Origin of the sequence: Nonomuraea antimicrobica (genome assembly GCF_039536965.1) — a bacterium.
Classification (GTDB): domain Bacteria; phylum Actinomycetota; class Actinomycetes; order Streptosporangiales; family Streptosporangiaceae; genus Nonomuraea; species Nonomuraea antimicrobica.
On record NZ_BAAAZP010000074.1, the window covers coordinates 14,210 to 32,443 of the forward strand.

General features: G+C 69.3%; 25 protein-coding genes and 1 tRNA gene. 18 read left to right on the plus strand and 8 right to left on the minus strand.

The features are described 5' to 3' along the window. The first annotated feature begins 37 nt into the window (after positions 1-37). The gene (locus ABD844_RS18370; protein ID WP_344878701.1) at positions 38-592 is read left to right on the plus strand and encodes an SMI1/KNR4 family protein; all 555 of its coding nucleotides are present in this window, start codon (positions 38-40) and stop codon (positions 590-592) included. 798 nt (positions 593-1,390) lie between these two features. On the opposite strand, the gene ABD844_RS18375 is transcribed toward ABD844_RS18370, so the two are convergent. After that, positions 1,391-1,936 carry a hypothetical protein gene (locus ABD844_RS18375; RefSeq protein ID WP_344878704.1) on the minus strand — a complete coding sequence of 182 codons (546 nt, stop codon included), beginning with the start codon at positions 1,934-1,936 and terminating at the stop codon, positions 1,391-1,393. Then, the gene (locus tag ABD844_RS18380; protein ID WP_344878707.1) at positions 1,933-2,244 is read right to left on the minus strand and encodes a hypothetical protein; all 312 of its coding nucleotides are present in this window, start codon (positions 2,242-2,244) and stop codon (positions 1,933-1,935) included. The genes ABD844_RS18375 and ABD844_RS18380 overlap by 4 nt, the downstream gene beginning before the upstream one ends. Before the next feature lie 142 nt (positions 2,245-2,386). Here ABD844_RS18380 and ABD844_RS18385 point away from each other — a divergent pair, with 142 nt between their 5' ends. The 16 genes from ABD844_RS18385 to ABD844_RS18460 all read left to right on the plus strand — a co-directional run bounded on the left by ABD844_RS18385 (position 2,387) and on the right by ABD844_RS18460 (position 12,872). Further along, positions 2,387-2,572: a hypothetical protein gene (locus ABD844_RS18385; RefSeq protein WP_344878709.1), complete on the plus strand. Its 186-nt coding sequence runs from the start codon at positions 2,387-2,389 to the stop codon at positions 2,570-2,572. Positions 2,573-2,647: 75 nt separating this feature from the next. After that, positions 2,648-2,803 carry a hypothetical protein gene (locus ABD844_RS18390; protein WP_344878711.1) on the plus strand — a complete coding sequence of 52 codons (156 nt, stop codon included), beginning with the start codon at positions 2,648-2,650 and terminating at the stop codon, positions 2,801-2,803. Continuing rightward, on the plus strand, positions 2,800-3,141 hold the full coding sequence (locus ABD844_RS18395; RefSeq protein WP_344878713.1) for a WhiB family transcriptional regulator: 342 nt from the start codon (positions 2,800-2,802) through the stop codon (positions 3,139-3,141). Before ABD844_RS18390 ends, ABD844_RS18395 begins: the two co-directional genes overlap by 4 nt. 5 nt (positions 3,142-3,146) lie before the next feature. Next, positions 3,147-3,320 (plus strand): hypothetical protein, encoded by a 174-nt coding sequence (locus ABD844_RS18400; RefSeq protein ID WP_344878715.1) that lies wholly within the window; start codon positions 3,147-3,149, stop codon positions 3,318-3,320. 10 nt (positions 3,321-3,330) lie between these two features. Then, positions 3,331-4,248 (plus strand): DUF4097 family beta strand repeat-containing protein, encoded by a 918-nt coding sequence (locus ABD844_RS18405; RefSeq protein WP_344878718.1) that lies wholly within the window; start codon positions 3,331-3,333, stop codon positions 4,246-4,248. A gap of 10 nt (positions 4,249-4,258) precedes the next feature. After that, positions 4,259-4,471, plus strand: coding sequence for a hypothetical protein (locus tag ABD844_RS18410; protein ID WP_344878720.1), 213 nt, complete (start codon positions 4,259-4,261; stop codon positions 4,469-4,471). Continuing rightward, entirely contained in the window at positions 4,468-4,851 is a 384-nt protein-coding gene (locus tag ABD844_RS18415; RefSeq protein WP_344878723.1) for an RRQRL motif-containing zinc-binding protein, read from the plus strand. Before ABD844_RS18410 ends, ABD844_RS18415 begins: the two co-directional genes overlap by 4 nt. Before the next feature lie 22 nt (positions 4,852-4,873). After that, complete coding sequence (locus ABD844_RS18420; RefSeq protein ID WP_344878726.1) at positions 4,874-5,743, plus strand: hypothetical protein; 870 nt, start codon at positions 4,874-4,876, stop codon at positions 5,741-5,743. A gap of 15 nt (positions 5,744-5,758) precedes the next feature. Beyond that, on the plus strand, positions 5,759-5,932 hold the full coding sequence (locus ABD844_RS18425; RefSeq protein ID WP_344878728.1) for a hypothetical protein: 174 nt from the start codon (positions 5,759-5,761) through the stop codon (positions 5,930-5,932). A gap of 139 nt (positions 5,933-6,071) precedes the next feature. Continuing rightward, positions 6,072-8,360 (plus strand): hypothetical protein, encoded by a 2,289-nt coding sequence (locus ABD844_RS18430; protein ID WP_344878730.1) that lies wholly within the window; start codon positions 6,072-6,074, stop codon positions 8,358-8,360. 185 nt (positions 8,361-8,545) lie between these two features. Next, positions 8,546-8,863: a hypothetical protein gene (locus ABD844_RS18435; RefSeq protein WP_344878733.1), complete on the plus strand. Its 318-nt coding sequence runs from the start codon at positions 8,546-8,548 to the stop codon at positions 8,861-8,863. Between the two features lie 20 nt (positions 8,864-8,883). Continuing rightward, positions 8,884-9,174, plus strand: coding sequence for a hypothetical protein (locus ABD844_RS18440; protein WP_344878736.1), 291 nt, complete (start codon positions 8,884-8,886; stop codon positions 9,172-9,174). Beyond that, on the plus strand, positions 9,171-10,076 hold the full coding sequence (locus tag ABD844_RS18445) for a bifunctional DNA primase/polymerase (protein WP_344878738.1): 906 nt from the start codon (positions 9,171-9,173) through the stop codon (positions 10,074-10,076). Before ABD844_RS18440 ends, ABD844_RS18445 begins: the two co-directional genes overlap by 4 nt. 32 nt (positions 10,077-10,108) lie before the next feature. Beyond that, on the plus strand, positions 10,109-11,341 hold the full coding sequence (locus ABD844_RS18450) for a DUF3631 domain-containing protein (protein WP_344878741.1): 1,233 nt from the start codon (positions 10,109-10,111) through the stop codon (positions 11,339-11,341). Positions 11,342-11,454: 113 nt separating this feature from the next. Then, positions 11,455-11,676: a helix-turn-helix domain-containing protein gene (locus ABD844_RS18455; RefSeq protein ID WP_344878744.1), complete on the plus strand. Its 222-nt coding sequence runs from the start codon at positions 11,455-11,457 to the stop codon at positions 11,674-11,676. Next, the gene (locus ABD844_RS18460; RefSeq protein ID WP_344878747.1) at positions 11,676-12,872 is read left to right on the plus strand and encodes a site-specific integrase; all 1,197 of its coding nucleotides are present in this window, start codon (positions 11,676-11,678) and stop codon (positions 12,870-12,872) included. Before ABD844_RS18455 ends, ABD844_RS18460 begins: the two co-directional genes overlap by 1 nt. Before the next feature lie 57 nt (positions 12,873-12,929). On the opposite strand, the gene ABD844_RS18465 is transcribed toward ABD844_RS18460, so the two are convergent. From ABD844_RS18465 to ABD844_RS18485, 5 genes are all read right to left on the minus strand, one after another. Beyond that, positions 12,930-13,005: transfer RNA gene (locus ABD844_RS18465), tRNA-Ala, on the minus strand. 15 nt (positions 13,006-13,020) lie between these two features. Next, positions 13,021-13,749 (minus strand): HAD family hydrolase, encoded by a 729-nt coding sequence (locus ABD844_RS18470; RefSeq protein ID WP_344878750.1) that lies wholly within the window; start codon positions 13,747-13,749, stop codon positions 13,021-13,023. 15 nt (positions 13,750-13,764) lie between these two features. Then, positions 13,765-13,884: a DLW-39 family protein gene (locus tag ABD844_RS18475; RefSeq protein ID WP_020542320.1), complete on the minus strand. Its 120-nt coding sequence runs from the start codon at positions 13,882-13,884 to the stop codon at positions 13,765-13,767. Between the two features lie 416 nt (positions 13,885-14,300). After that, positions 14,301-15,533 carry an MFS transporter gene (locus tag ABD844_RS18480; RefSeq protein ID WP_344878754.1) on the minus strand — a complete coding sequence of 411 codons (1,233 nt, stop codon included), beginning with the start codon at positions 15,531-15,533 and terminating at the stop codon, positions 14,301-14,303. A 101-nt stretch (positions 15,534-15,634) separates the two neighbouring features. After that, entirely contained in the window at positions 15,635-16,084 is a 450-nt protein-coding gene (locus tag ABD844_RS18485) for a carboxymuconolactone decarboxylase family protein (RefSeq protein WP_344878758.1), read from the minus strand. Between the two features lie 68 nt (positions 16,085-16,152). On the opposite strand from ABD844_RS18485, the gene pdxR reads away from it, so the two are divergent. After that, positions 16,153-17,598 carry a MocR-like pyridoxine biosynthesis transcription factor PdxR gene (gene pdxR, locus ABD844_RS18490; RefSeq protein ID WP_344878761.1) on the plus strand — a complete coding sequence of 482 codons (1,446 nt, stop codon included), beginning with the start codon at positions 16,153-16,155 and terminating at the stop codon, positions 17,596-17,598. Here pdxR and ABD844_RS18495 read toward each other — a convergent pair. Beyond that, positions 17,554-18,072 carry a universal stress protein gene (locus ABD844_RS18495; RefSeq protein WP_344878764.1) on the minus strand — a complete coding sequence of 173 codons (519 nt, stop codon included), beginning with the start codon at positions 18,070-18,072 and terminating at the stop codon, positions 17,554-17,556. The two genes, pdxR and ABD844_RS18495, sit on opposite strands and share 45 nt — an antisense overlap. Positions 18,073-18,234 lie beyond the last annotated feature (162 nt).

Genomic DNA, 18,234 nt, shown 5'->3' on the forward strand with positions numbered 1-18,234 from the left:
GATGAAGAGTCAGTCGTGGCAGATAGCGTCACCCGCTATGAGTATCGCGTACGCATGGTCTGATCTCTTGCCGAAGGATGAGCCGATGGCCGAAGGTCCAAACCATCCGCCGTTGCCGCCGGGCCACGGTCTCCACCCTCCGGCCGGCGAGTTAGAAGTCAGTCAGCTCGAAGAGCGGTTGGGTGTGAGCCTGCCGCCGAGCTATCGGCAGTTCCTGCTGTTCTCTGACGGCTGGGGCGTCGAGGAGTACTCCCTGTGGCCGGTCGCGGAAGTCGGCTGGCTCCGTGACGTCTGGCCCTCAACGGTCGAAGCCTGGACATCGCCCAGAGACGAAGAGCGCCCGAGCGTGCCCGATGACCTCTACTTCGTCTACGGAAAGGAGCAGAACAGCCACGACATCAGAAACGAATACCTGCCTGACACCCTTCTCGTCGGGCAGTGGGATGGAGACCTCCTTCTCAACCCCCACGTCACGACCTCTGATGGCGAGTGGGAGGCCTGGCTTCTCGCGGCCTGGATGCCTGGCGCCAATCGCCACAGGTCCTTCTGGGATCTGATGAAGGACCTGTGTACCCCACGCAGACGACTTTGAGTCCTCCGGCGGTAGGGGACCGCGTCCATCCCCGCCCGGCTATGCCTCTCCACACGGGCCGATGTGATCCCGGCGAACCTTTCCGAGCACCGCACCAGTGATCAACGGCCGTGCAGGCAGGCGGCTACTGGTGCGGCATTGATCGATCAAGAACGCCACCGTGCGATTGAGATTCGCCTGGCGCAGAAGCAGGCTTGGACCATGCCCGGTATCGAGTCCGGCCAACGCTGGTAATGATCGCGTTCGCAATGCCGAGCCCTGAGCAGGTCCAGATATGCCACAGCGGCCATGGCTCGGTGGGGTCCAAGAACACGAACCCTGCACCCGAGATCAACCAACCGATGTTGAAGAACACCATCGCCAAAGCTGTTCTGTGCCAGAGGGACCGCCGGTACTGATCCATGGAACACACGATTCCACGAACGGATCTTGCCGCCTAGAGGTCCGCTCGAGGGTGGTGGTTGAGCAGCGCCGCCGTTGCTGTACTTTGCGGCTGTACAAGATCGAAAAGGCCACTTCCTGACCCGAGGAAGCGGCCTTTGACCTGGGGTGGAGCCTAGGAGATTCGAACTCCTGACTTCCTGCTTGCAAACAAAATCGAACGTGCGTTCGATCGTTAAGAGTGGCCATGCAGCCAGCATCGGACTGTCCACCAGCGTCCACCTATGTCCGTGACCGGCTTCCGTCGTTGTCACCCAGTTGGACACCCAGAAGCCAGCGTGAAGGCGCTTCGCGTGACAGCAGCCCTCCTCCAATCGTGCGAAGCCCGCAGGGGACGCGCGAAGCGCCTTCACGCTGTTAGAGAATCTCGGGATCGATGGTGATCGGGTGATCAGGGTACTCGTACATACCTGAAAGCGCCGGCGCGAAAGCTTCGAGGTGCTTTCGCCACAGCTCCCCCAAAGCTTCTCGGGCAGGCCCGTCCGTGAGCGTCAGGAATCGGAAGTGCCTGAGCCCGTGTAGGAGCACATCGACATGGCGGGGAAAGGGCTCACCGCGGGGCGGGGTTGGGATCGGTTTGCCGACGTGGGGAGCCAGGTCAGGAGAGAGGGGGGCAGCTTCGGGCCACCAGGTGCGCACTGGCGCTCCTGAGGGCGTATCGATGGCAGCAACGTACGTGAGGATGACATGGCCGTCTTCAGCTCGCCAGCTTGTGGAGTGGATCACTCGAAGCCGGTCAGAGACGCTGTGGGTATCCAGGACGATCTCTACTTCATCGCGGGGCCCCGTGTCGTAGGGCACGTTGTCACTACGCCAGGCATCTAGCCCACTGATCAACCAAAGGCCGACCCCGTCCGCAGCGACAGGCCAGATCTCGACTCGGACGTTTGCCGTCTCGTTCACTCGCTGTCTCCTGTCTTGGGTTGAGCTGCACGGATGATCTGTCCAGCGCGGGTTTTGCTGACACCCCACCGTTCAGCTAGAACGCTAAGGCTCAGCTTCTCGGTCTCATAGATGCGCGCGGCAACTTGGGACCTCAGCGCGGTTAGGTCTTCGTACAGCTTCCTTACATGCTCGCTGGCCTGATCCACCCTGCGGTATGCGCGATCAAGGTCTTTGTCTGTCAAGACCGCATGCTTGGTGCGCTCGGACGCGAGGGTGAAGGCGTTGAGCAGAGAGGCCAATCGCTTGTCCTCTGCGTCGTTATCCATGGTCACAGCGTACGTGTAGTGCCCCCTACCGTAAAGTGGCCATTTCCGTGCAGGGGGGCTTGCCAAACCGTGCAGGGGGGGCTTACAGTCTTGGAAAGCACCCCTGCACGATGGGGCGCCCGCAGCCAGGAGGAATGGCCCAGTGAGGAACATCGCCGTACCGGCCCAACCGCAGAAGCGTGGCGGTGGCCTGCTGTCCCTGCTCATGTTTCTGGCCGTCGTTGGCGCGATCGTCTACGGCATCAACGACCCCGTGGGGGCGGCTCACGCCGTCAAGACCGTTTTCCGCGCGGTGGGGACCTTCGTCGAAACCCTCGCCAAGAACTGACTGCCCACCCAGGGTGCGGCCCTCATCCGCCAAGACACGAGCCGCCCCCTCGACTCCCGCAAAGGAGCACCACCCATGATGACCCGCTTCGGCGGCATGACCAAGTCGGACTACTGCACGTCCGACTGCCGCAACGGCGTGATCTGGAACCCCGGTTCTGGCCCGTACCCGTGCCCGATCTGCCAGGGCAACAACGGCGCCGCGAACAACGGCAGCAAGGGCAGCCGATGACCGGCCGCGCTGCGCTCGCCCACCCGGCCCTGGCGCTGCTGGCTGCTCTCACCGAGGGCATGCCGCGCCATCTGGCCGATGAGGGGTCGTGCCGGTTCGACCCCGAGCTGCACACCGGTCCGGACGCCTTCACCGACGAGCCCGCCGACGAGCGGGCCGCCCGTGAGGACGTGGCCCGCGAGGTGTGCCAGCAGTGCCCCGTGTTGGCCTCGTGCCTGTTCTTCGCCCTGGACGTCCGTCCAGAGGCGGGGGTGTGGGCGGGGCTGACCCCTGACGAGCTGCGCGCGCTGCCTACGCCGCCGCTTGCCACCGCAACGCCGTCTCCGATCCGGAGGTGACCCCCATGAGCCGCTTCCGCTGCCTCGACTGCGGCCAGCGCTCCGCGAACGTCATCGGCTGCCGCCGCTGCGGCACCGCCACCGGCCGCCGCGTCCAGCTCTGCCCGATCCACGGCGCGACCTGCCTGCCCGGCTGCCGCACCTGCCGTATCCGCTTCCGCTCCCCGTCCAGCCGCTAGGAGCCACACCATGACCACCTCAACCACACGAACCCTGTCCGCCCCGATCGCCGGTCCGGTCGCGTTCGACCTGACCATGGCGCACGGCCTGATCCGGGTCACGGTCGGCGGCACCGACCGCGCCGAACTCACCCTGACCACGCCAAGCCCAGCCGACAGCCCCGCCGGTAAGGCCATCGCTGCGGCCAGCCTGTCCGCCGACGTGCGCGTCATCACGGCGCACGTGCCGACGCCGGAAGCCGGGGTCACGATCGTCAACCACCACGGCGGCGGCCAGGTCACCATCACCGACACCGGCGGCGGTGTCATCATCGCCAGCGGCGGCACGATGCACATCTCCGGAGCCGTCATCGGCCGTGGTACCCGCATCACCAGCCTGAGCGGCGGGAACGTCGCGGCGGGCGTGACCGCTGAACTTCGCCTGCCCGCCGGATCGGCTCTGGGCGTCAGCACCAAGACCGGCCAAGTGACCACCTCCGGTGAGCTGGAGTGGGCGCGCTTCACCTCCACCTCCGGGGACCTGGCGCTGGACGCCTGCGGCAAGCTGGTCGCCTCCTCCAAGTCCGGCGACATCGCCGCCGACGTCGCCGACGTGGTGGAGGCGCGCACCGTCTCCGGTGACATCCGGCTTGGCCGGACCGACGCCGTCAAGGCGAACTCCATCTCCGGGGACGTCGCCATCGCCGACTTCGGCGGCAGCGCCACCCTGGGCACGGTGTCCGGGGACATCACCGTCCACGCCACCGAGCCCGGCCACCTGACCGCCACCTCCACCTCTGGCGACGTCACCGTCACGGCCCCCGCCGCGCTGGCCGCCGCCACCGGCCCGGACGCGCTCACGGTGAACGCCCGCTCGGTCTCCGGCGACGTGCGCACCCCGCGCCCCGCCGCCACCACCGCCCGTCCGCGCCGTCCCCGGCACCGCTGAGGAGCATGACATGGCCGACATGATGACCGTCGTCACGCACCTGATGGCGCTGCTCGCGGGGTTCCTCACCTGCGACGCGCTGCGTGTCCTGCACGCCCGCCGGATCGCCGAACTGACCACCGCCGACTGGGACGCCGCTTGCCAGCAGTGGGCGGCCGACCCGCACAACTTCTGCGACCGGCCCGGCTGCCCGCGCTGCTGGGGAGGGTGGGGACACTCATGAGCCGCATCCGTGCCCGCTTCTGGGACCCCACCGGCGCCCGGCACAGCATCCCCACCTACCCATGGCAGATGGCCCCCGCCCACCTGCTCACCCTGCGCCAGCTCGCCGCGCGCGGGCTGCGGCCCGGCGGGCAGGGCGTGCAGGCGCAGATCCTGTGGCGTTCGAGCCGCTACCGCGCACGCGGTGGGGTGCGGGCCGCCTACCTGTACGACGTGCGGTTCGCCCTGCCCAAGCGCACCCCGAGCCCGGCCCAGCTCGCCGCGCTGGCCAAGGCCAACGCCGCCCGCCGGACCTGCCCGACGTGCCGCCGGGACGCCGGTTACGTGCTGCCCCGTCATCTCGGCACGTGTCTCGACTGCGCCGAAGGGTGGGCCGCATGACCTGCCCGAGGAGGACTGACCAATGACCGCCACCGTCACCGAGGACACCGCGACGGCCAAGACGCCGGCACGCTGGCCGCTGTACCTGATGGCGCTGCCCGCCGCCGTCGCGACCTGGTCGGGGTGGGTCGGGCTCGGCAGGATGACCGGCTTCGGCGTGGTAACCCCGCTGCCCGGCATCGCCGATGACTTCCAGATCGACACCGCCATCACGCTGCCCATCGGCGTGGAGACCTACGCCGCCTACGCGCTGGGGGCGTGGTTCTCCTCCGCCACCAGCATCAGCCCCGGCACCCGCGCGTTCGCCAAGTGGTCGGCCATCGGCTCACTCGCGCTCGGCATGCTCGGACAGGTCGCCTACCACCTGCTGGAGATCTCCGGACAGGACAAGGCACCGACCGCCATCACCACCCTGGTCTCCTGTCTGCCGGTGCTCGTGCTCGGCATGGGCGCCGCACTCGGCCACATGCTGGCCCGCGACGCGCACAACACCCCGGCGCCCGCCCCCGAGGAAGCCGAGACCGCCATCGCGGTAGCGGCCGACCCGCCGGAGGAGACCCCGCCCGCGCTGCCCGCCGCCGGTCCGGCCAAGCCGCGCAAGCCCCGCACCGCCAAGACCGCGCCCGCGTCGGCCAAGTCCCGCCGCACGACCGCACCGCCGGACGTGGACGACCTGATGCCGCTCGGCTGGCAGATCGCCAACGATCTGGACGCCAAGAGCGAGCCGCTCACCCGTGACCGGTTGCGCGAGGCCATCCGCGAGAGCGGTCAGTCCATCTCCACCGACCGCGCTGGGGCGCTGCTGGCCCGGCTGCGGACCGAAGCACCCGCCGACCCCTCGACCGCCCTCGACACCCCGCCCGCCGACCGCGTCAACGCCGACGCCGCCTGAGAGGACCGACCGCCCGTGTTCACCACCATCTTCACCATCGCCGCCCTGATCAGCCTGGCGTGCCTGGCCGTACCAGTCTCCATCTTCGTCCGCATGCTCATCGACGGCCCCCGCGTCCGCGCCCGCATCCGGACCGGCATGAGCGCGGTTCGCTGCGAGCACCTGACCCACCGCGACACCGACCAATGACCGCCCGCATGGACCGAGCGCGGACCGACCGCGCATCGTCCCTGGCCACAACCGAACAGGGCACGGCCCCAACTCCGCCAAGAACCGTGGCCGTGCCCTGCCACCCCGCCCGCTGCAACGCACACGAGGTGCACACATCATGACCCACCACCCGTACGAGCCCGACGACCGCCCCACCGAGCACGCCCCGGACCGGTCCGACCTGACCGCCGCTGAGCGGACCGACCGCCCGGACGACAGTACCGACGACAGCGAGGGCGGGCGCGTCGTCCCCCTCGACGCCCACCGCCGCGCCCGCCAGGCCGACCCCGACCCGGGCACCGGACCGACCGGCGAGCCGACCGAGAACGGCACGGGCACGACCGCGCGACGGTCCGCCGCCCGTGACACCTCCTACGAGATCGACCTCGACCCGTCGCCCGCCGACACCACACCCATCCCAGTGGACCTGCCCGACAGTGCGGTCCCGACCGCTGCGCCGGTAGAAGGCCGCCGCCCGATCATCCCGACCGGCCTGCACAAGGCGAACCTGCCCGCCACCGCCCGGCAGACGGCGGGCCGGTGGGCGCACACCGCCGCCTTCCACGCCGTCCGCGCCCCCTGGTACGGCGGGCAGGTGCTCACCTTCGCCATCCGCGGGGCGTTCCGGCTGATCAACCGGCAGCTCCGCTGGTGGTGGGTCAACGAACAGTACGCCCTACTCCAGCAGGCCGCGAGCGACAACGACCCGTCGATGTGGCTCAAGCTGCACCGGGAGGGCAAGGCCACCCGCCGCTGGCGTGGCGTGGTGCTGTTCTTCCAGGCCATCACCCTGACCGTCGCCATCGTGGTGGCCGCCCACCTCGACGCGCTGTGGCAGACCGCGATCGTGGCCGCCCTCGTGCCGGTGCTGGCCCGCTACGGACGACCCGCCGGACGGTCCATCATCCCGGCCGCCGTGGTCACCCGCCGCTACCGCAAGCTGAACAGCGACATCGTCCTGCGCGCCTACTACGCCGCTGGGCTCGGACACCCCGACCGGGCGAACATGCAGATCGAGTTCGGCACCGGCATGGCCCGCGAGGGTGACGGCTCCAAGGTGCTGGTCAACCTCCCGTACGGCAAGACGTTCGCCGACGCGGTCAACGCCCGCGAGAAGATCGCATCCGGTCTGGACGTGGCGCTCGCTCAGGTCACCCTGTCGCGTGACCCGCAATCACATCGGTCCCACTGGCTGTGGGTGGCCGACGCCGATCCGCTCGCGACACCGGCGGGCCGTACGCCGCTGTTGGCCTGCAAGGAGACCGACATCTGGCAGCCCGCCCCGCTCGGGGTGGACGAGCGCGGGCGCGTGGTCGCGCTGCTGATGCTGTGGGCGTCGATCCTGGTCGGTGCTCAGCCCCGGCAGGGCAAGAGCTTCACGGCCCGCCTGCTGGCCCTGTACGCCGCCCTGGACCCCTACGTCCGGCTGGACGTGTTCGACGGCAAGGGCTCCCCGGACTGGCGCAAGTTCGCCCTGGTGGCGCACTCATGTTCGTTCGGGTTCACCCTGACCCGCGACGGCGACCCACTGGAGACGTTCGTGCAGATGCTCCGCGACCTCAAGGCCGACGTGCAGGCCCGCTACCAGAAGCTGTCCGAGCTGCCGGTAGACGTGTGCCCCGAAGGCAAGCTCACCCGCGAGATCGCCCGTGACCCGCGCTACGGCATGCCGGTACGGCTCGTGGTGATCGATGAGTGTCAGGAGTACTTCGACACTGGCGACAAGGAGCTGAACAAGGAGATCGCTTCGCTGATGGTGTTCCTGGTCAAGGTCGCCCCTGCTGCCGGGGTGATCCTGGTGGACGCCACGCAGAAGCCCGGCGGAGTCGGCACCGGCGACGTGGCCACCGCCTTCACCAGCTTCCGCGACAACCACCAGGTGCGCGTGGCGCTGCGTACCGGCTCGTGGCAAGTCTCTGACCTGGTGCTCGGGTCCGGCGCCTACTCCGAGGGGTTCGACTCGTCCGCGCTGCTGCCCTCCTACAAGGGTGTCGGCATCCTGCGGGGTGCCGGGGACGACACCCCGACCGTACGGTTCTACCTGGCCGACGCCGAAGACGCGGAAAAGATCCTGCACGCGGCGCGCAAGCTGCGCGAGCGCGCCGGGACCTTGTCCGGGTTCGCCGCCGGGCAGGCCGCCGTGCGTGAGGTGCGCGACGTGCTGGCCGACGCCCTGACCGTCTTCCAGAGCGGAGAGACCGGCCTGCCGTGGGCCGTCATCGCCACCCGGCTGGCCGAACGCATCCCCGAGCACTACGCCGACCTGACCCCCGAAGCGATCTCGGCTCAGCTTCGCGCGCTCGGCGTGCCCAGCGTGGACATCAAGCGCGACGGCAAGGCGCTCAAGGGCGCCAAGAAGGCCGCCGTCACCGCCGCCATCGCCCGGCGGGAGGCCACCACCGGATAGCCGGTGCCGCACCCGGCGAACCCCCGATTGGAGGGTTCGCCGGGTCGCGACCCGCCCGCGACCGGTCGCGGTGGCGCGACCCGCCCCGCGACCCACGAAACAGCACCTGACCAGCCCGGATATCCGCAGGTCGCGGGTAGCGGGCTCGGCTTCCCACGCCCTGAAACCGGCTCTGGAGACCTTCCATGACCTTCCTGGCCGCGACCGCGACCAACCAGCCCGCGACCAACATCGCGACCATCACCGACCTTCTACCGCCCCTGCCGCTCGTGCTCGCCGCCGCGTTCCTCGTGGCGCTGGTGTGGGTACTCGGCTACGCCGCCGCCTGTGCCGCCAACCCGTTCGGACGCTGCCACCGCTGCGACGGACACGGCAAAACCATCAATCCCAACGGACGCGTCAAGCGGTTCTGTCGGCACTGCGACGGCACCGGCCTACGCCTGCGCCTTGGCCGCTGCCTCTTCAACTACCTACGTCGGCTCCGCCGCGACGGCACCCGCTAACCCGATCAAGGAGCTTCACCATGAGCGTCACCATCCGAACCTGCTTGGTCATCACCTGCACCCGCTGCGGTGAGGTCAACGACGAATGCCAGGACGTCCACGCCGACACCATCGACCAGGTCCGCGACTTGTTCACCGACTGGCAGTGGAGCACCCCCGACACCCCGGAGCTGTGCCCGGACTGCGTCGCCCACCTCGACTGCGAACGCGACGGCCACCAGTGGGACGACTGGCACCTCCTCACCGCACTTCGGCGCCGCTACCGCTGCTGCCAGCACTGCCGGGCCATCGACGGGCAGGAGGCCGCATGAACGACCGGACCCGCTACGCCTTGGCCGCTGCCCGCCGCGGCTGGCACGTCTTCCCCGTTGCCATCGGGGACAAGCCCCCGGCCAAAGGCTTCACCGACTGGGGGGCCAACGCCACCACCGACCCCGATCTGATCCGCCGCTGGTGGACGCGGGCACCGTACAACATCGGCATCGCGTGCGGACCCTCCGGCCTGGTGGTGGTGGACCTGGACACCCAGAAACCCGGAATGGAGGGGCTTCGCCCCCCGCCCTCCTGGGACCTGCCGGGGGTGACCGAAGGCGCGGACGTGCTCGCCGTCCTGTGCGAGCGTGCAGGACAACCCCTGCCGTTCGAGACGTTCACCGTGCGGACCCGGCGCGGCGGAACCCACCTGTACTACACCGCCCCCGAGGGCGTACGGCTCGGCAACACCGAGGGCGACAAGGGCAACGGGCTGGGCTGGCTGATCGACACCCGCGCCCACGGCGGATACGTGCTCGGACCCGGCAGCTACGTGGACCTGCCGGACGGCACCGGCACCTACCAGGTCATCCATAACACGACCCCGCCCTCGCTGCCCCCCTGGCTGTCCAAGCAGCTTGCCGCCCCGCCCCCGGCGGCGGCCAAGCCCGCCCGTCTGGCCCTGCCCGATGACCGGCGCGGTGCGTTCCTGCGTGCCGCGATCACCGGCGAGCTTGAACGGCTCGCCGCCGCACCGGTCGGCGAGCGCAACCGCACCCTGTACCTGGCCGCCACCGCCCTTGGGCAACTCGTCGCAGGCGGGGCGCTCGATCAGGCCGAGGTCACAACCTTGCTTGGACAGGGAGGGGGCGACGTCGGGCTGAGCCCCGCCGAAACCCGCCTCACCATCGCATCCGGGCTCAAGAACGGCGCCCGCCGCCCCCGGAGCGTGGCCGCATGACCACACCACCACACGCTGGGAGCACTGATCTCATGAACCGACCCACCACCCACGGCGCTACCCTGCTGGACGCGCTCTTGGCCGCGCTCACTCGCTACGTCATCCTGCCGACCCCCGAGGCCGCCCACGCCGTGGTGCTGTGGATCGCCGCCACGCACGCACAACCTGCCTGGCCCCACGCCCCGCGCCTGGTCATCCGCGCCCCGGAAAAGCGGTGCGGCAAGTCCCGACTCCTGGACGTGGTCGAAGCCACCTGCCACGACCCATTCATCACCGTCAACTCCTCATCCGCCGCCGTCTACCGATCCATCACCGAGGACCCACCCACCATGCTCGTCGACGAAGCCGACACCATCTTTGGTCCCAAAGCAGACGGCAACGAAGACCTGCGCGGCCTGCTCAACGCCGGACACCAGCGCAACCGCCCCGCCAAAAGGTACGACGCCAACACCCACTGCGTGGAATCCATCCCCACCTTCGCCATGGCCGCACTCGCCGGAATCGGAGCCATGCCCGACACCATCGAAGACCGCGCCGTTGTCGTCCGGATGCGCCGACGCGCCCCCGGCGAAACCGTTGCCCCTTACCGCCACCGCCGCGACCGCCCCCCGCTCCGTCAACTGGCGGAAGACCTCCGCGCCTGGCTACGCGCCGACCTCGACACCCTGGAGAAAGCAGAACCCCCCATGCCCGTGGAAGACCGCGCCGCCGACACCTGGGAACCACTCGTCGCCGTCGCCGACCACGCCGGTGGACACTGGCCGGACCGCGCCCGCTCCGCCGTACTGGCTCTGACCGCCGACGCCGACGACAACGGCGCGACCTCCAATCGGCTCCGTCTGCTGGCCGACTGCCGCACCGCGTTCGGAACAGACACCGCTCTACCGACCGCCGTCCTACTCGAACGGCTCAAGGCCGACCCGGAAGCACCCTGGGCTGACTACGGACCCAACGGGCTGACGGCCATGAAGCTCGGTGCCCTGCTGCGCGAATACGAGATCCGATCCACCACCAGCCGCTTTCCCACCGGACAAGCCAAAGGCTACGAACGCGCCGACTTCTGCGACGCCTGGACCCGCTACTGCCCTGCCCCCGACACCCCGTCCCTACAGGCCACGCACGCGCCGTCCGAGGGCGACGTGGTGCCCTTCGGCAGGGGTAGCCGTACCAGCCGTACCAGCCTCATTACCGCAGGTGAAACACGGTACGGCTTGGAACCCGGTACGGCTCAAGCCGTACCACCGGACATCCCCGGTACGGCTTGAGCCGTACCAGAAAACAAGCCGTACCAGCCCCGACCAGCCAAAACGAGGCTGGTACGGCTGGTACGGCTACCCCCCTCAAACTGCCACGCCCATGGTGAGGAGAGCCACCCATCATGACCGCCTCAACCCCGGACACGGTCCGCCTCGACGACACCCAGCTCTACCGCGTGCCCGACGCCATGCGCCTGCTGCGCATGAGCCGCAGCGTCATCTACGAACAGCTCCGCGCCGGACGACTCCGCTCCGTCCGCCAGGGCCGCACCCGCCTGATCACCGCCAACGGCATCCGCGCCTACATCACCCTCCTGGAGAAGGAAGCAGAGGAAGCAGCCTGATGACCAAACGACGCAGCAGGGGAGACGGCGGGCTCCGCTGGGATGAGACAAGACAGCGATGGGTCGCCACCCTGACGGTCGGCTACACACCCGCAGGGAAGCGCATCGTCAGGAAGGGCACCGGCAAGACCAAGACCGAAGCCAAGAACAAGCTCAAGGAGATCATCAGGGACTACGAGGACGGGCTGACCATAGCGCCGGGGGACTACACCGTGGCCGACGCCGTAACGTACTGGCTTGAACACGGTCTCAACGGTCGCGACGCGAAGACCGTACGGCTGTACACGGACTTCGTGCACCTGCACATCATCCCTGCGCTTGGTGCTCGCAAGCTGCGCGACCTGTCGGTGGAAGACGTGGACAAGTGGCTGGCAGGGAAGGCCGCCCTGCTGAGCACACGATCGCTCAAACTTCTCCACTCCATCCTCAACCGCGCCGTCAAGAACGCCATGAGGAGGGACAAGGTCAAGCGGAACGTGGTGGACCTCTGCGACGTCCCAGACGGACGCGCTGGCCGCCCCTCACACGCGCTCACGTTGACGCAGGCCGAAGCCGTAGTCACCGCCGCCGAGCGGGCAGAGGTACGCATCCGCGCCTACATCCTGCTGTCCCTGCTCACCGGCGCACGCACGGAAGAGGTACGCGCCTTGACCTGGCCGCACGTAGTGGCGTTTGACGAGCGGCGGCAGGCATGGCTACCTGTCGAGGAGATCGGATGGGATCACCGCGAGTTCGCGGTCTACGTCTGGCGCTCCGTCCGGAAGAAGGGCGACACCAAGACCGTGAAGTCGCGCCGCACGCTCAAGATGCCTGCCCGAGCGGTGAACGCCCTTCGCCTGCTCAGTGAGGCTCAGGACAAGGTGCGAGCCACCGCAGGCGACTCGTGGACCGATACGGGCCTGGTCTTCTGCACCAAGACCGGTACGCCGCTGACCGCCACCAACGTGCGGCGCGACTTCCGGAAGGTGCTCGAAGACGCCGGGCTCACCGCCGCAGAGTGGACGCCGCGCGAGCTCCGGCACAGCTTCGTGTCGCTCCTGTCGGACTCCGGTGTCCCCATCGAAGACATCTCACGACTGGTAGGCCACGCGAACACCGTAGTGACCGAGACGGTCTACCGCTTCCAGCTCCGGCCTGTCCTGCTGCAAGGGGCAGAAGCCATGGACGACATCTTCCCCATGAGCGGGGAGGCGTAGGCACCCAGTTAGTCACCCACCCCCACTAAGCGATCATTAGTGGGGGTGGGTTTTTGCTGGTGGAGCCTAGGAGATTCGAACTCCTGACTTCCTGCTTGCAAAGCAGGCGCTCTGCCAACTGAGCTAAGGCCCCTTCGACGAAGATAGCTTACCGGGCGGAAGAAGCTACCTGCGTCGTACCAAGGTCGTCGCTCAGGACCAAGCTCGGAAAGTCCGCGATTGAGTCGAGGATGTGGGTGGCACCGCCCTTGAGCAGGCGTTCCCGGCTGTGTACGCCGGTCATCACCCCCGCCACGATCGAGGCGCCGGCGCGTTTGCCGCACAGCATGTCGCTCTCCGAGTCGCCGAGGACGGCCACCTGGCGTACGTCGTCCACCCCCGTGCGGAGCACCGCGTGCAGGACCATGTCGGGCCAGGGGCGGCCGCGGCCGCCGGCGTCCTCGGGGGTGATGGCCAGGTCGATCTTGTCGTGCCAGCCCAGGATGCCCAGGACGCGGCTCAGCGTCGCGCGACTGAAGCCGGTGATCAGGGCGAGCTTGATGCCGGTGCCGCGGAGCTTGTCGAGGACCTCGAGGACTCCGGGCATGGGTGTGAGACCTGCCCGCTCGATGGCGCCCTCATAGGAGCGTTCGAACGTCAGGTTCGCCGCCTGGGCCTGGGCCTCGTTTCCGGGGAAGATCCCGCGGAAGACGTCGATCTTGGGGCAGCCCCGGGACCGGTGCACGTGAACCATGGCTCGCGCGTACGCTCCGGTCCCGGGCACAATGCCTTGGGTCGCGATCGCCTCGGCGAAGGCGCGCTCCACCATGGCGATGTCACCGACTGTGGTGCCTGCCAGGTCTAGGCACACCAGCTTGATGGGGACGATGTCACTCATCGCCTCGCCGGTCGGTTAGTTCTCGCTGCCGGTCGCCTCGGTCCAGAGATCGAGCTCTGCGCGGTCGGCCTGCACCTTGCGCCAGATCAGCAACCCCCCAAGGGCGATCAGCGCCAGAACGAGCAGCTTCTTCACGGTGTGACCCCACTTCTTCGACGGCCTCACCTGCCGGGGTGAGACCCAACGGTTGACAAGCAGCCTAGCAAGCTATGGCTGCGCTCCCTGTGTTGCGCACGGGTCAGATGTGCGGAATGCGTGAAGGGAGGGCGTTCAACCCCTGGTGGGGTCGCTATACCCGTCCCGTCTTGGATGACATCCCAGACGACAACGTTCTGGGCATCCGTCGTTCCGGGCATCCATCCTGGGCAACAGCTCGATCATGCCAAATATCCTGCCGGGATGCGCAGGCAGGTCGTCCCACCTCACCTTTTATGTCCTCTTCGCGGCACATGTTTTTTCGTTCTGGACCCTGTACCTCTCCGGTGACCGCCCTGCGTGGTCGGCAACCAGCCACACAAAGGTGCCGACTCAAGGGTGCCGCTTCAGCCGCCTCACGGGTGCCGCTTCACGTGAAACGGTCGTCGTCTGGCTCCTGGCTGGGCGCGATCTGGTCGGGCTGCCCATCTGACGGCCGGGCCCATCGTCAGGCCCGCCGCCGCGAACATCGTCCCCGTGAGCAGCCAGCCCGCCGTCCCGCCGCCCAGTACGAGCGTGGTCAGGACGACCGGCCCGAGCATGCGGGCCACGGCCGTCCCCGTGCCGAAGAACGCCTGGTACTGCCCCTGCTGATCATCGGGCGCGAGCGTGAAGCCGATCTCCCAGGCCCCCGAGGCCAGCGACAGCTCGGCGATCACCTGGAGCACCGCCGCCACCAGCAGGAACACCCATCCGTACGGGCTCAGCGCGAACACCGCGCAGGCCGCGAACATCACGAACCCGGCCCGTCGCACAGCCGCGGCGGCATCCCCCAGCCCGCGAACACCCCTGGCCACCCGCACCTGGAAGAGCACCACGCCGCCCGTGTTGATCAGCAGCAGGACGGAGACCACCCAGGTCGGCGCGCTGGTACGGTCGGCGACCCAGAGCGGTACGACCACACTGAGCAGCGGCATGTAGAACAACATCACCGCGTTGATCAACGTGATGAGCGCGTAGGGCCGATCCCTGAGCACCGCCAACCGAGGGCCGGAGGAAGTGGGCGCGAAGGGCGGCATGGAGGACGGCACGGAGGGCGGTACGGGCGGCAGTCGCAGTAGCAGTGCGGCGGCGAGCAGGAAGCCGGCGGCGTCCAGGGCCAGCACCGCCAGATAGCCCTCCCGGGTGCCGGCGTGCAGCGCGAGCCCGCCCAGCGCAGCGCCCGCGGCCAGACCGCCGTTGAGGGTGGCCTGCAGCATCGCGCGTACGGAGGTCCGCTCGGCGGGCTCGACCAGGGCGGCGAGCAATGCCTGGCGGGCGGCCGACAGGCCGGTCTGCGCGGTGCCGTACAGGCAGGCCACCAGGGTGAAGAGCGCGAACGAGCGCACGAACAGGAACGAGGCGACCGCCACGGCGGTGGCGAGCGCGAGCACCACGGCGACGCCGCGCGGCCCGCGCCGGTCGGCCAGGTGGCCGAGTGGCACGCCGGCCACGGAGCCGACGGCCCAGCCCAGGGTCAGGCCGAGGCCGATCTCGGTGGCGGAGAGGCCGACGATCCTGGCGAAGTAGAACGCGGAGGTGACGAGGTAGACGCCGTCACCGATGGAGTTCGCGAGCTGCGCGTGTGCCAGGATCCGCTGGTATCTCATGAGTCGTGCGGTGCTTCATGGCTCACGAAGACACCCCTCATGGCTCCACGACACACCTCGTGGCTCCCGACGACACACCTCACGGCTCACCAGGACGGATCTCATGGCTTGTACGACTCCGGCGTCATCCGCGTCGCGGCCGCCATCCGGTTCCAGGCGTTGATCGCCGCCACGGCCACCACCAGCGCGGCCAGCTCCGGCTCCGAGAAGCACCGGGCGGCCGCCTCCCAGACCTCGTCGGTGAGGTCATCCGTGGACAGCCGGGTGGCCGCCTCGGTGAAGGCAAGCGCCGCGCGTTCCTGCTCGGTGAAGAAGGGCGCCTCGCGCCAGACGGCGACGGCGTGCAGGCGGGCGTCGCTCTCCCCCGCGGCCTTGGCGTCGGAGCTGTGCAGGTCGACGCAGTACGCGCAGCCGTTGATCTGGCTGGCCCGCAGGCGTACCAGCTCCAGGAGGGGCTTGGGGAGCGTACTGTGGGCCACGAACCCGTCCAGCCGGGCCATCCCCTTGTACGCCTCGCCGGCCAGCGTTCCGAGATCCATCCGTTCGGTCATGGGCTCATCTTCGCGACCCGACTTGTCCCGAGATAAGCTCCAATTTCCGGCAAGTTGATTGGGCCAAGATGGACGTTCACATCAACCTCGACAGCGGCCGTGACCTGGCCGCACAGATCTACCGGCAGCTCCTCGACGCCGTGCTCGACGGTCGGCTCAGATCGGGCGAACGGCTGCCCCCGACCAGAGAGCTGGCCCGCCGCCTGGAGGTCTCCAGGAACACCGTCGCCCTCGCCTACGACCGCCTGGTCGCCGACGGGTTCCTGGTGGGGCGGGCGGGCGCGGGGACGTTCGTCTCGGCGGAGCCGGTGCGGGGCCGGGCCGCGCCGAAGGGCGTCGTACGGCCCCGTCCGGTCTGGCGCGACCTGCACTTCCCGGAGGACGTACCCGCCGCCCGGTACGACTTCCGCGTCGGCACGCCCGACGCCCGCCTGTTCCCCATGGAGAGCTGGCGCCGCCTGGTGGCCAGGGAGTTGCGGGCGAGCGCCGCAGGCTACGCCGACCCCGCGGGGCACGAACCCCTGCGCGCGGCCATCTCCCGGCACATCGGACTCAGCCGCTCGGTGCACGCGGGCCCCGGCGACGTACTGATCACCAACGGCGCCCAGCAGGCCCTCGACCTCGTCGGCCGGGTCCTGATCGAGCCGGGCGCGGTCGTGGCCGTCGAGGAGCCCGGCTATCCCCCTGCCCGCCTGCTGTTCCGCTCGCTCGGCGCCCGGGTGGCGGGCGTTCCCGTGGACGCGGAGGGCATCGACGTCAGGGCCGTCCCGGACGCCGCCCGCGTCGTCTACGTCACCCCGTCGCACCAGTTCCCGCTGGGCACGCCCATGTCGCTGGCCCGCCGCGCCGCCCTGCTGGCCTGGGCCGAACGCCGCCGCGCGGTGGTCATCGAGGACGACTACGACAGCGAGTTCCGCTTCGGCGACCGTCCGCTCGAACCCCTCCAGAGCCTCGACCGCGCCGGCCGCGTCATCTACGTGGGGTCGTTCTCGAAGACCCTGCTCCCCATGCTCAGGCTCGGCTTCCTGGTCGCGCCCGCCTCGCTCGCGCCCGCACTGCGCGCGGCCAGGCGGCTGTCCGACTGGCACGGCGAGTTGCCCACGCAGGCGGCGCTGGCCCGCTTCATCGACGAGGGCCTGCTGGCCCGGCACATCAGGAAGGCGACCCGCGAGTACGCCGCCAGGCACGCCCTGATCGCCGAGCACCTGGCCGCCGACGAACGGCTGCTGCCGGTCCCGTCGACGGCCGGGCTGCACCTGTGTGCCCGCTTCGCGCCGGGCGTGTCCATGCGGCCCGGGCCGGGGCTGGCGGTGGAGGGGCTGGAGGCGTACTGCGGTGAGCGTCCGCCCCAGCGCGGCCTGGTGCTGGGCTACGGCGCGATCGGGACGGACGCCATCCCCGCGGGCCTGCGCCTGCTCACGTCGAGGATCAGGCTGACGATCAGGTCAACGATCAGGTCGAGGCCGGGGTCAGGGATGTCGGCGGGTCCAGAAGCGGCGGCTGCGCTCCCCTGAGAGCTGCGGGTCGTCGGGCGGCGAGGGCTGTTGCACGATCACGACCGTCGTACGCGCGTGGCGGGCGCAGTACATGCTGGTCGAGGGCAGGAAGATGCGGCTGAGCAGGCCGCGCCGCCCTCGTCCGAGCACCAGCAGGTCGCCCTCGCGCGCCAGGTCGACGAGGTGATAGCCGGGATCGCCGACCCGGCCGATCACGGCGATCCTGAGGTCGTCGGGCATGCCGCCCGCCACGTCCTCGAACGCGCCCGTGACCACCTCGGTGCAGCGCGCCTCCTCCCCCACCCGAACCGCGTGCTGCACGGGCAGCGCCTCGGGGAAGGGATGAACGGGCGCGCGACTGACATGTACGGCCAACAGAGCCATCCGGTGCAGCCTGGCCGCGCCGATGGCCCAGGCCAGAGCCCAGCGCGCGGCAGGGGATTCGTCGACCCCCACGATCAGCCGCGGACCGCCGGGCAGATCCTGTTCCACGGTGCCTCCTGTCGAAGTACGACCATAGTGCGCCCACCGGCTGGTTACCGGGAGGTGGCACTTTGCGAACTCCGGAGTCCCTCACGAAGGCGGGCGTCGCATGCGGGGGTGGAACGAGGGTGGGTGCAACCCCGTCCCGCTCTCGATTGGCGGGCTCGACGG

What these genes read in the sequence shown, in the direction of transcription:
- ABD844_RS18450 (WP_344878741.1), top strand. Translation starts at nt 10,109, where the DNA reads ATGAACCGACCCACCACCCACGGCGCTACCCTGCTGGACGCGCTCTTG.
- ABD844_RS18395 (WP_344878713.1), top strand. Translation starts at nt 2,800, where the DNA reads ATGACCGGCCGCGCTGCGCTCGCCCACCCGGCCCTGGCGCTGCTGGCT.
- pdxR (WP_344878761.1), top strand. Translation starts at nt 16,153, where the DNA reads ATGGACGTTCACATCAACCTCGACAGCGGCCGTGACCTGGCCGCACAG.
- ABD844_RS18380 (WP_344878707.1), bottom strand. Translation starts at nt 2,244, where the DNA reads ATGGATAACGACGCAGAGGACAAGCGATTGGCCTCTCTGCTCAACGCC.
- ABD844_RS18415 (WP_344878723.1), top strand. Translation starts at nt 4,468, where the DNA reads ATGAGCCGCATCCGTGCCCGCTTCTGGGACCCCACCGGCGCCCGGCAC.
- ABD844_RS18470 (WP_344878750.1), bottom strand. Translation starts at nt 13,749, where the DNA reads ATGAGTGACATCGTCCCCATCAAGCTGGTGTGCCTAGACCTGGCAGGC.
- ABD844_RS18480 (WP_344878754.1), bottom strand. Translation starts at nt 15,533, where the DNA reads ATGAGATACCAGCGGATCCTGGCACACGCGCAGCTCGCGAACTCCATC.
- ABD844_RS18460 (WP_344878747.1), top strand. Translation starts at nt 11,676, where the DNA reads ATGACCAAACGACGCAGCAGGGGAGACGGCGGGCTCCGCTGGGATGAG.
- ABD844_RS18440 (WP_344878736.1), top strand. Translation starts at nt 8,884, where the DNA reads ATGAGCGTCACCATCCGAACCTGCTTGGTCATCACCTGCACCCGCTGC.
- ABD844_RS18435 (WP_344878733.1), top strand. Translation starts at nt 8,546, where the DNA reads ATGACCTTCCTGGCCGCGACCGCGACCAACCAGCCCGCGACCAACATC.
- ABD844_RS18400 (WP_344878715.1), top strand. Translation starts at nt 3,147, where the DNA reads ATGAGCCGCTTCCGCTGCCTCGACTGCGGCCAGCGCTCCGCGAACGTC.
- ABD844_RS18405 (WP_344878718.1), top strand. Translation starts at nt 3,331, where the DNA reads ATGACCACCTCAACCACACGAACCCTGTCCGCCCCGATCGCCGGTCCG.
- ABD844_RS18485 (WP_344878758.1), bottom strand. Translation starts at nt 16,084, where the DNA reads ATGACCGAACGGATGGATCTCGGAACGCTGGCCGGCGAGGCGTACAAG.
- ABD844_RS18430 (WP_344878730.1), top strand. Translation starts at nt 6,072, where the DNA reads ATGACCCACCACCCGTACGAGCCCGACGACCGCCCCACCGAGCACGCC.
- ABD844_RS18390 (WP_344878711.1), top strand. Translation starts at nt 2,648, where the DNA reads ATGATGACCCGCTTCGGCGGCATGACCAAGTCGGACTACTGCACGTCC.
- ABD844_RS18410 (WP_344878720.1), top strand. Translation starts at nt 4,259, where the DNA reads ATGGCCGACATGATGACCGTCGTCACGCACCTGATGGCGCTGCTCGCG.
- ABD844_RS18370 (WP_344878701.1), top strand. Translation starts at nt 38, where the DNA reads ATGAGTATCGCGTACGCATGGTCTGATCTCTTGCCGAAGGATGAGCCG.
- ABD844_RS18455 (WP_344878744.1), top strand. Translation starts at nt 11,455, where the DNA reads ATGACCGCCTCAACCCCGGACACGGTCCGCCTCGACGACACCCAGCTC.
- ABD844_RS18445 (WP_344878738.1), top strand. Translation starts at nt 9,171, where the DNA reads ATGAACGACCGGACCCGCTACGCCTTGGCCGCTGCCCGCCGCGGCTGG.
- ABD844_RS18420 (WP_344878726.1), top strand. Translation starts at nt 4,874, where the DNA reads ATGACCGCCACCGTCACCGAGGACACCGCGACGGCCAAGACGCCGGCA.